Origin of the sequence: Methylobacterium sp. CCH5-D2 (genome assembly GCF_001556475.1) — a bacterium.
Taxonomy (GTDB): Bacteria; Pseudomonadota; Alphaproteobacteria; order Rhizobiales; family Beijerinckiaceae; genus Methylobacterium; species Methylobacterium hispanicum.
On sequence record NZ_LSIX01000719.1, the window covers coordinates 1 to 8,693 of the forward strand.

Annotated in this window: 13 protein-coding genes; 11 read left to right on the top strand and 2 right to left on the bottom strand. The window is 69.5% G+C overall.

Features of this window, described 5'->3' with window-relative positions; all coding sequences use genetic code 11:
• Positions 1 to 116: 116 nt before the first annotated feature.
• The 7 genes from AX737_RS18920 (at position 117) to AX737_RS18950 (ending at position 5,020) form a co-directional block, all read left to right on the top strand.
• On the top strand, positions 117 to 1,169 hold the full coding sequence (locus AX737_RS18920; protein ID WP_066921388.1) for a peptidoglycan-binding protein: 1,053 nt from the start codon (positions 117 to 119) through the stop codon (positions 1,167 to 1,169).
• Complete coding sequence (locus AX737_RS18925) at positions 1,169 to 1,642, top strand: hypothetical protein (protein ID WP_066921390.1); 474 nt, start codon at positions 1,169 to 1,171, stop codon at positions 1,640 to 1,642. Before AX737_RS18920 ends, AX737_RS18925 begins: the two co-directional genes overlap by 1 nt.
• On the top strand, positions 1,632 to 1,880 hold the full coding sequence (locus tag AX737_RS18930; protein WP_156453665.1) for a hypothetical protein: 249 nt from the start codon (positions 1,632 to 1,634) through the stop codon (positions 1,878 to 1,880). Before AX737_RS18925 ends, AX737_RS18930 begins: the two co-directional genes overlap by 11 nt.
• A gap of 110 nt (positions 1,881 to 1,990) precedes the next feature.
• On the top strand, positions 1,991 to 2,611 hold the full coding sequence (locus AX737_RS18935) for a hypothetical protein (protein ID WP_156453666.1): 621 nt from the start codon (positions 1,991 to 1,993) through the stop codon (positions 2,609 to 2,611).
• A gap of 65 nt (positions 2,612 to 2,676) precedes the next feature.
• On the top strand, positions 2,677 to 4,080 hold the full coding sequence (locus tag AX737_RS18940) for a metallophosphoesterase (RefSeq protein ID WP_066921396.1): 1,404 nt from the start codon (positions 2,677 to 2,679) through the stop codon (positions 4,078 to 4,080).
• Positions 4,077 to 4,448, top strand: a complete 372-nt coding sequence (locus AX737_RS18945) for a hypothetical protein (protein WP_066921398.1) — start codon at positions 4,077 to 4,079, stop codon at positions 4,446 to 4,448. Before AX737_RS18940 ends, AX737_RS18945 begins: the two co-directional genes overlap by 4 nt.
• Complete coding sequence (locus AX737_RS18950; protein WP_066921399.1) at positions 4,445 to 5,020, top strand: hypothetical protein; 576 nt, start codon at positions 4,445 to 4,447, stop codon at positions 5,018 to 5,020. The genes AX737_RS18945 and AX737_RS18950 overlap by 4 nt, the downstream gene beginning before the upstream one ends.
• Positions 5,021 to 5,144: 124 nt before the next feature.
• Here the strand turns inward: AX737_RS18950 and AX737_RS18955 are convergent, their stop codons facing one another.
• The gene (locus tag AX737_RS18955; RefSeq protein ID WP_066921401.1) at positions 5,145 to 5,372 is read right to left on the bottom strand and encodes a helix-turn-helix domain-containing protein; all 228 of its coding nucleotides are present in this window, start codon (positions 5,370 to 5,372) and stop codon (positions 5,145 to 5,147) included.
• Between the two features lie 848 nt (positions 5,373 to 6,220).
• Between AX737_RS18955 and AX737_RS33445 the strand changes: the two genes are divergently transcribed.
• Positions 6,221 to 6,364, top strand: coding sequence for a hypothetical protein (locus AX737_RS33445; protein ID WP_156453667.1), 144 nt, complete (start codon positions 6,221 to 6,223; stop codon positions 6,362 to 6,364).
• An 18-nt stretch (positions 6,365 to 6,382) separates the two neighbouring features.
• On the opposite strand, the gene AX737_RS18960 is transcribed toward AX737_RS33445, so the two are convergent.
• Positions 6,383 to 6,634, bottom strand: coding sequence for a hypothetical protein (locus AX737_RS18960; protein ID WP_066921403.1), 252 nt, complete (start codon positions 6,632 to 6,634; stop codon positions 6,383 to 6,385).
• Positions 6,635 to 6,774: 140 nt separating this feature from the next.
• Between AX737_RS18960 and AX737_RS18965 the strand changes: the two genes are divergently transcribed.
• The 3 genes from AX737_RS18965 to AX737_RS18975 all read left to right on the top strand — a co-directional run.
• Positions 6,775 to 6,996, top strand: a complete 222-nt coding sequence (locus AX737_RS18965; protein ID WP_066921405.1) for a hypothetical protein — start codon at positions 6,775 to 6,777, stop codon at positions 6,994 to 6,996.
• Positions 6,993 to 7,448, top strand: a complete 456-nt coding sequence (gene umuD / locus AX737_RS18970) for a translesion error-prone DNA polymerase V autoproteolytic subunit (RefSeq protein WP_066921407.1) — start codon at positions 6,993 to 6,995, stop codon at positions 7,446 to 7,448. Before AX737_RS18965 ends, umuD begins: the two co-directional genes overlap by 4 nt.
• The coding region (locus AX737_RS18975) for a Y-family DNA polymerase (RefSeq protein ID WP_066924121.1) at positions 7,445 to 8,693 on the top strand (1,249 nt) is incomplete at its 3' end. The genes umuD and AX737_RS18975, both read left to right, overlap by 4 nt.

Consider the following 8,693-nt stretch of genomic DNA (forward strand, 5'->3'; position numbering starts at 1 on the left):
CCCCCGAAACGGGCGCCAGCCATGGCCGGCAGCCCAGCCGCAGCGCGAGCGCCGCAGAGGCGGTCTCCCTAGCACATCCGGGCGCCGAGCGCCCCCCCTTTGATCGCGAGATCGCCATGACCGACTGGAAGCGGATTCTCCGCGCCGTCGCGCCGAACGCGCGCGCCGACATCATTGCGGCCTTCGCGGCCGACGACGCGCTCCTCTCCGACACGCTCGATTCGCCGCTCCGGATCGCGCACTTCCTCGCGCAGGTCGTGCCGGAGAGCCAGTCCCTCACCCGGCTCGAGGAGAACCTGAGTTACTCGGCAGAGCGGCTCTGCAAGGTCTGGCCGAAACGCTTTCCCACGCTAGCCGCCGCCAAGCCGTTCGCGAAGAACCCGAAGGCGCTCGCCGAACGGGTCTATGGCGGCCGCGAGGGTAACGTGCATCCGGGAGACGGCTGGCTGTTTCGCGGCCGCGGTCTCGGGATGCTGACCTTCCGGAACAACTACCGGGCCCACGGCTTCGAGGCGAACCCGGGCGCGCTCTCCCAGCCACGCGTCGCGCTGCGCACGGCCCTCAGCTTCTGGGTCGCGAACGACTGCGCCGCCTACGCCGACCGGGACGACGTCGTCGGCCTGCGGCGGGTCTGGAACGGCGGGCAGATCGGCATCGCCGAGACCCGGGCGACGCTCGCCAAGGCCAAGGCCGTGCTGCGCACGCTCCCGGCCCAGGCGAAGCTGAAGGCCCTGCGCTACCCGGTCGGCGCGGTGGACGGCGATCACGGCGACCGCACCACCGGCGCCGTGCAACTCCTGCAGAAGCGGTCCGGCCTGCCGGTCACGGGCGAGCTCGACGACGATACGCTCGCCGCCCTCGACACCGCCGAGCCGCTCACGGTGCCGAAGAAGGACGCGGACCTCTCCAAGAGCCGCACCGTCCAGGGCGCGGGCGTCGCCGGCACCTTCGGGTTCGCCGAACTCGCCCAGAGCGCGGGCGAACTGAAGGACCAGGCCGAGAGCGCCCACGCGCAGATCTCGGCCGGGACCGTCTTCGGCCTCGTCATGGGTGGGCTGATCCTCGCGGGCGCCGCCTACGCGATCTACGCGCGCTGGGACGACGCCGGCCGGCCGCTCCCGAGCTTCCTCGTCCGTCGATTCCCCCGCCTCACCGGAGTCTCCGCCTGATGTTCGACTTCTCGCCCAGTGCGATCCTCCTCGCGCAGCCCTGGCTCGCGCCGCTCTACGTGGCGTGGCTCGCCTTCGCGCCCGCCGCGTGGTCGCTCGCCGCGGTCGGCGGCGCGCTGGTCGCCGCCTCGCTCCTCGGCGCCGCGTGGCTGCCGGGCTTCATCCGGCGCCCTGCGCTCTGGGGCGGGGTCGCCGCCATCGTCGTCGGGCTCGGCTGGCAGGCGGTGCAGGCTGAGGCCGTGCGCCGAACCGAGCGCGCCGCGCACGAACTCAGCCTCGCCGCCGAGCGGGCCCGCACGGAGCAGGCCGAGCAGATCACCCGCGACATCGCCGGCCAGGCCGTGAAGGACCTCGACGCCGAGCAACGCGCCAACGCCAAGCTGAAGGAACTCCTCCGTGATGCCCAGACGCGCCCGGGTGCCGATCGCCCTCTGCTCTCTCGCGACGATGCTCGCCGGCTGCGTGGGCTCTGAGCGGCCCGCACCGCTCGACCTGCGCGCGCCCGAAATTCGGATCACGCTGCCTGCAGCGCCCGAAAGCGTCGGACCGTGCCTCGCCCGCAGCTTCCCCGACATTCCGGACAGGGCCCTGAACCGCGTCGACCTGATGCGGATCATCGGCGAGGCGAAGCTCCAGGATCGCATGAAGGCGGCCTGCGGCGCGCGCGCAGTCGCGTGGATTGAGAAGGTCCGCGCCGCCTACGCCCGCTGACGACCCCTCTCCCTAATCGGGAGAGGGCCCCGCCCTCCCCACGCTGCGGGGGAGGCACACAAGCGCCCGCCGAGACGGAGCGCCCATCGCCCGTCTTCGGGATCATCGCCGTGACCACACAGCACATGCAGCAACAGCAACAGCAGCCCTTCGGGCCCGGGGGCGACTACGCCGAGCGACTCGTCCGCGTCGAGCGCGATGTCGCCGGGCTGAAGGAGGGGATGAGCAACCTCGCCACGACCGTCGACAAGGGCTTCCGGGAACTCACGGGCGACCTGAAGGCCCGGTCCGGCATCAACTGGGCTCCGATCTCCATCCTCGTCACGGTGCTCGGCCTGATCGGCACCGGGGGCGTCGCCTACCTGAACGCCGGGCAATCCCGGCTTGAGGTGGCGATCAGCAAGCAGGAGTTGCGAGCCGAGCGCTTCGTGCCGCGCGAGGATCTCGAGGCCCGGTTCACCACTCTCGGCCAGCGGCGCGACGATCTTCAACGCCTGAGCGATGCTCGGGTCGAGCGGATTGAGCGCGACGTTGAGGCCCTGTCGAAGCAGGTGGTCCCCCGGGGCGAACACGAGCAGACCTGGGCCGGCCAGCGCTCGCGCGATGACGGTCTCCAGCGCCAACTCGACACGCTGCGCCAGGAGCTCGCCTCGCTGAACACCCCTCGGGACACGATCCAGAGCATCATGCGCCGCCTGGACGAGATCGAGCGCCGCCGCACCGCGCCCTGACGACCCCAGGCGCGCGGGCCCGCCCCGCGCCTGCCCCTCCCCGCTTCCCCTCCCGAGGATTCCCGATGCCCGCAGCGCGCTCCGCTCCGGCCGACCTGGATCAGGCGCGCCGCGAGGTCGATACCGTCACGGCCTGCCTGCGGGAGGGCTTCCCGCCCGTCTCCCCGGCGGGCTGCACCACGACCAAGAGCGCGGTACGGGTGGCGGCGGACCGGCTCGGCGTGGATCGCCGCTCGCTGGCGGAGCGGATCGGGACGCCGGAGCGGCCCGGGTCGCACGCGCGGCGGTTCGACGGGCTTGCTCCCGACTGGTCGGCCTACGCGAAGGGCCAGGCGGAGCGGGGCGAGCTCGGCACGAAGCCCGTGCTGCCGGGTTTTGTGATCCGCGAAACAGTCACGAGGCTCGACAAGCACGGCGCCTACGCGGGTGAGACTATCCGGCAGGCGCCGGCCACCGGTGGGCCCTACGAACTGCCGACCGGGTTCAAGCTGAAGCGCGTCACCGCGAAGGTCGACGCGCACGGGCGGCTGCAGACGCAGTGGCTGAAGGGTGCGGAGGACGCGTTCGACCCGCTCGCCTTCGCGGCCGAGCTGCGGGCGGCGATGCTGGACGCGCGGGGCTCCGCCCCGATGGCATCGGCGCCGGCCGCTCGGGATGATGATCTGCTCACCGTCTACGTCGTCCCCGACCTCCATTTGGGTATGCTGGCTCACGGTCAGGAATGCGGTGAGGACTACGACCTCCGCATCGCCGCCGCGATGATGCGCCGGGAGATGGACCGGCTGCTCAGCATGGCGCCACCCTCCCGGCACGCCGTCGTGCTGTTCCTGGGCGACTTCTTTCACGCCAACGACCAGAAGAACGCCACGCCGCGCAGCGGGCACACGCTGGACGTCGATTCCCGCTGGCGGAAAACCTACGGCGTCGGCGCGCGCGTCGCGATCGGTGCGGCCACCGCGGTCGCGGAGCGGCACGAGCTTGTCGAGGTAGCCATGCTACCCGGCAACCACGACGAGGACGCGGCCCTGACGCTCGCCGTAGCGCTGGAGCTCTACTTCGAAGAGCACCCCCGCATTGAGGTCGCGAGCGGCTCAGGCATCCACTGGTTCCGGCGCTTCGGGAAATGCCTGCTCGGGGCGACCCACGGCCACACGATGACCCCAGACCGCATGGCGATGATGCTCGCCACCGACCGGGCGAAGGACTGGGGCGAGACCGAGCACCGGCACATGCTATTCGGGCACATACACCACGCCACGGCGAAGGAGGTCGGTCCGGTCCGCGTCGAGTCGTTCTCGACCCCGGCGGCGAAGGACGCCTACGCGGCGGCCGGCGGCTACCGCTCCACGCGCGCCCTGAACGCCGTCACCTTCCACCGAGAGGACGGCGAGGTCTGCCGGCACCGGGTGAACATCCGCGCAGCAGCCGGCGAGGCTGCGCGGGCGCCGGATTTGAGGATGGCCGCGTGAGCTTCCGCCTCGTCATCGTCGAGTCCCCGTTCGCGGGCCGCGGCGACACGCCGGAGACACGGGCCGCCGACCAAGCGCGGAACATCGCCTACGCCCGGGCGGCGATGGCAGACTGCCTCGCGAGGAACGAGGCACCGTTCGCCTCGCACGCGCTCTACACCCTCCCGGGCGTGCTGAACGACGACGATCCGGCCGAGCGGCGCCTGGGCATCGCGGCCGGCCTCGCCTGGGGCGAGCGCGCGGACGCGACGGTCGTGTTCACCGACCGCGGACTCACCCCCGGCATGCGCGAGGGCATCGACCGCGCCCGCATCGCCCGTCGGCCTGTCGAGATGCGCTCGCTCCCCGGATGGAAGGACCCCGCATGATCATCGGCCTCACCGCACCGGCTGGGGCCGGCAAGTCCCTCGCCGCCGCCTACCTCGCCGAGCGCCACGGCTTCGCCCGCGTGCGCTTCGCCGATCCGCTGAAGGCGATGCTGCGGGCGTTTTACGTGTTGCTGGATCTGTCGGACACCGAGATCGATCGGCGGATCGAGGGCGACCTGAAGGAGGCACCGGACCCGGACCTGTGCGGACGAACGCCGCGCCGGGCAATGCAGACCCTCGGCTCCGACTGGGCACGAGACCTCATCGGCCGCGATCTGTGGACCCGCTCGTGGGCGAACCGGTCCGATCTCGCCCTGATCTCGGGTCGATCCGTCGTTGCCGAGGATGTCCGCTACGCCAACGAGGCGGAGACGATGCGGGCCCGCGGTGGCATCGTCGTGCGGATCGTCCGCCCGGATGCCGAGAGCGCCCGGCCCGGCGCCGCCGGTCACGCCAGCGAGGCGATGGACTTCCCCGCCGACATCACGATCCGGAACGATGGCACGCCGGAAGTGCTGTTCGCCCGGCTCGACGGAGTGATCCGGCGCTTCGCCCTGCCGCGCGCCGCCTGATCTCCCCTCCCCCTGCGCGTCGCGGTGGAGCGACCGGCCGATCGCCGTAAGACCGACCTCTTCTGTATAGACGCGCACGCGCCGCACGGCTCCTTAATGGGGGCCGTGCGGCGCTTTTTGCGTTCTAGGGGAGCCCGCAGGCGCGCCGCGTCGCAGCGACCCATTCCTCGCGCTGGTCCGGGGTCATCATCTCCCACGCGATGATCACGGCCACGAGATGCTGGGGCACGTCGCCCTGCTCGCCGCGTATCTGCCGGGAGATCGTGTTCGGTGGTCGCCCGAGCAGCCGTGCGAGCGTGACCTGTGAAAGGCCAGTTGCCTTCGCCCGTCGCTGCCAAGGTTCGTTGTCCATGGCCTGGCGCCCTACCGCACGACGATCCGCCTCGCAATTAGTCATCATGAAGTTGATTTTCAGCCTTGCTCGCATGGCGCGTGCTGACTAATAATCTACACCACGTTGATTGTTCAAGGTGTACGCTGTAGATGAGGCACCGCCAACCTGCTTTGTGCGATTGTGGGGAGCATCTCTGGATGCCGCTCACCAGGGGCTTCGTCGGTCTGGCGGACCCCAGCGACATCACTGCGGTGAGTGATCACGTTTGGCACGCTAATTTTCCAAAGCACGCAAGGTCAGCCTACGTGTGTACGAATGTGTCCAAACGGCCTATGTCTCTGCATAGGATGCTTATATCTGCCGCGCCTGGGGAGATTGTCGATCATATCAACGGAAACGGCTGCGACAATCGCAGGGCCAACTTGCGGCTCTGCACTCATGCTGAAAACATGAGAAATAGGAAGAAGTCCCGCGGCGGGAATAGCAAGCACAAGGGCATATACTACGAACCCAATAAGCAGCTTTGGCGCGCAGAGATCAAATTCCAAGGCAAAAAGATCCGACTTGGGCGATACAAATCAGCGGACGACGCCGCGCTCGCATACAGGGCGGCGGCACAACGTTACCACGGCAACTTTGCACGCCTGGAATAGTCCTCCCAGCCACCTTCACCAGAAAGGCGATGGAATACAGGTGCGTGGGGGCAGGAGGGGACGGCGATGGGAGCAACCTGCCCGATCTGCGGCGATCCGCGTGCTTACCCGCTATGGCTGGATAAGGAGCCGCCGTTAGCGTGCGCCGCAGATCGATCCTGGCACGCGGGAGGCCCAGTAACGATCAAGAGCGTTGCCGAGTGCCCAACGCAGATGGCTCGCGCTCGACAGGCGGCCGAGCGACGCCGCCTTTGCCCGGATGCCTTCGACGCGAACGGCAACATGCTGCCGGGCCAACTCGCCCGCGTACTACAAGCCTACGTAGAGGCGCACCCCGGCGAGCCGTTGAAACTCTGAAGGCGAGAGGGGGCTCCCTCACCCGCCCAAGCTCTCGGCGAAGTCGTCCGGCACCTCGCCGAACCGACCCAAGATCGTCGCGCTCTCCAACTCGCCCGTCTCGTCATCCGCCACGATGCTGAGCGCCGCGGTGCCGGGCGTGCGGCCGGCCATCGCCTCCGCGCGCTTGAGGGCGCCGCTCGCGGTCGGGGCCTGGATCTGCTCACCGGGCGAGAGCCGCTTCCGCTTCAGCACGAAGGTCTGGACGAGGTGGGTGGTTCGCATGCCCATCGCTTGGGTTCCCTACTGCCAAGCCCCGATCCGGGGTTTTCCACGATGTCCACAGGCTGAGGTGCTAACCGCAGAGCCGCGTTGACCGGGACGATCCATCCTGTTTGTTCTCTCTATGTTCTGCAAGGAGAGGCAAGCGGATGCATCGGCAGGCTGTGGACAACGATGCATCCGAGGTTGAGCGGATCGCTGCGGCGTACGCGCGAGCGGCGGGTGGCGACACCTGGGCAGCGCTCGTCCAGGCGGTCGCGGACGCGCTCACCGATCTCGCCGAGGCCGAGCGCCGGAGCCTGCGGCGCGACCAGCTCATCTCCCGGGGCTACGTGCGCGGTGCCGTGCTTGATACGAGCGAGCGCGCATGAGCCTGCGCCGGGTCACGGAACTGCCGGACGATGGCTTCGCCACGGTGCGTGTGCCGCTGCTGGGCCAACGGCTCTGCGCGGGCTTCCCCTCCCCTGCCGACGACTTCCTCGAGGGTGCGCTGGAACTGCCCCGCTGGCTGGTGCCGAACCCGCCCGCCACCTTCCTCTGGCAGATCAGCGGGGAGTCGATGCGCGGCGCCGGCATCTTCGACGGGGATCTCGCCATCGTCGATCGCAGCCTGAAGGCCGGGCACGACTGCGTGGTCGTGGCCGTCGTCAACGGGCAGATGTCGATCAAGCGGCTCATGATCGAGGGCAACCGCGCGCGGCTCGCCTTCGACAACCCCGACCTGCCTGCCTTCGCGGTCGAGGATCTGGAAGAGGCCGCGATCTGGGGCGTGGTCCGCTTCACGATCCGCTGGCACCTCGTGCGCGGGCAGCTCGGGCGATGAGCCGGGCTCTGGCGCTGATCGATGGCAACAGCTTCTACTGCTCCTGCGAGCGCGTGTTCGACCCCAAGCTCGCGGGCGTGCCCGTCATCGTGCTCTCGAACAACGACGGCTGCGCCATCGCCCGCACGGCCGAGGCTAAGGCGCTCGGGATCAAGATGGGCGATCCCTTCTTCAAGATCCGCGAGATGTGCCGCAGCCAGGGCGTGCGGGTGTTCTCCTCGAACTACACCCTCTACGGCGACATGAGCGCCCGCACGAACGCGGTGTACCGGGACTTCTCACCCCGGGTGGAGATCTACTCGATCGACGAGAGCTTCCTTGACCTCTCGGATCTGCGGGCAGACAGGCGCGTCGAGCTCGCCCGGGATCTGCGCGCCACCGTGCGCGCCTGGACCGGCATCCCGACCTGCGTGGGCATCGGCCCGACCAAGACGCTCGCTAAGCTCGCCAACCACATCGCGAAGACGGTGCCCGACCTGCAGGGCGTCTGCGACCTGACCGATCCGGTGGCTTACGACCACTGGCTCTGCCGCATCTCGGTTGCCGAGGTCTGGGGCATCGGTCGGGCCTCGCTCGCGAAGCTTGAAGCTCTGGGTGTCGACACCGTGGCGGACCTGCGCGACCTCGACCCGCGGCCGATACGCAAAGCGATGACGGTCGTGGGCGAGCGCATCATCCACGAGCTGCGCGGCCTCGCTTGCCTGCCGCTGGAGCTGATGCCGGCCCAGCGCAAGGGCTGCGCGGTCACCCGCTCGTTCTCCCGGCGGATCACCGACCGGGCCGAGCTGGAGCAGGCGGTCTCGGCGCACGCGACGCGGCTGGGCGAGAAGCTGCGCCGCGGCGGGCTTGCGACGAACCACGTCAGCGTCTTCTACCACACCAGCGAACACGACCGGGGCGACCCGATGCGCTCGGTCTCCACGACCGTGAAGCTGCCGGAGGCGACGAGCGATACTCTCGCGCTGATCAAGGCGGCGCTGCTCGGTGTGGCCAAGACCTGGCGCGAGCCGGGCGAGCGGCCCTGGCGCTACGCGAAGGCCGGCGTGATCACCACCGACCTGATGCGGTTGGAGGACAGCCCGCGGGCGCTGATCGGGCAGATGGACCGAGAACGGTCTGGTCCGCTGATGGAGGCGATCGACGCCTGCAACGCGCGTTGGGGCGCGGGCTCGGTCGTGCCGGCACGAGCCGGCGTGCTGGAGAAGCGGGACTGGAGCACGAAGTTCGAGATGCGCACGCCGCGCT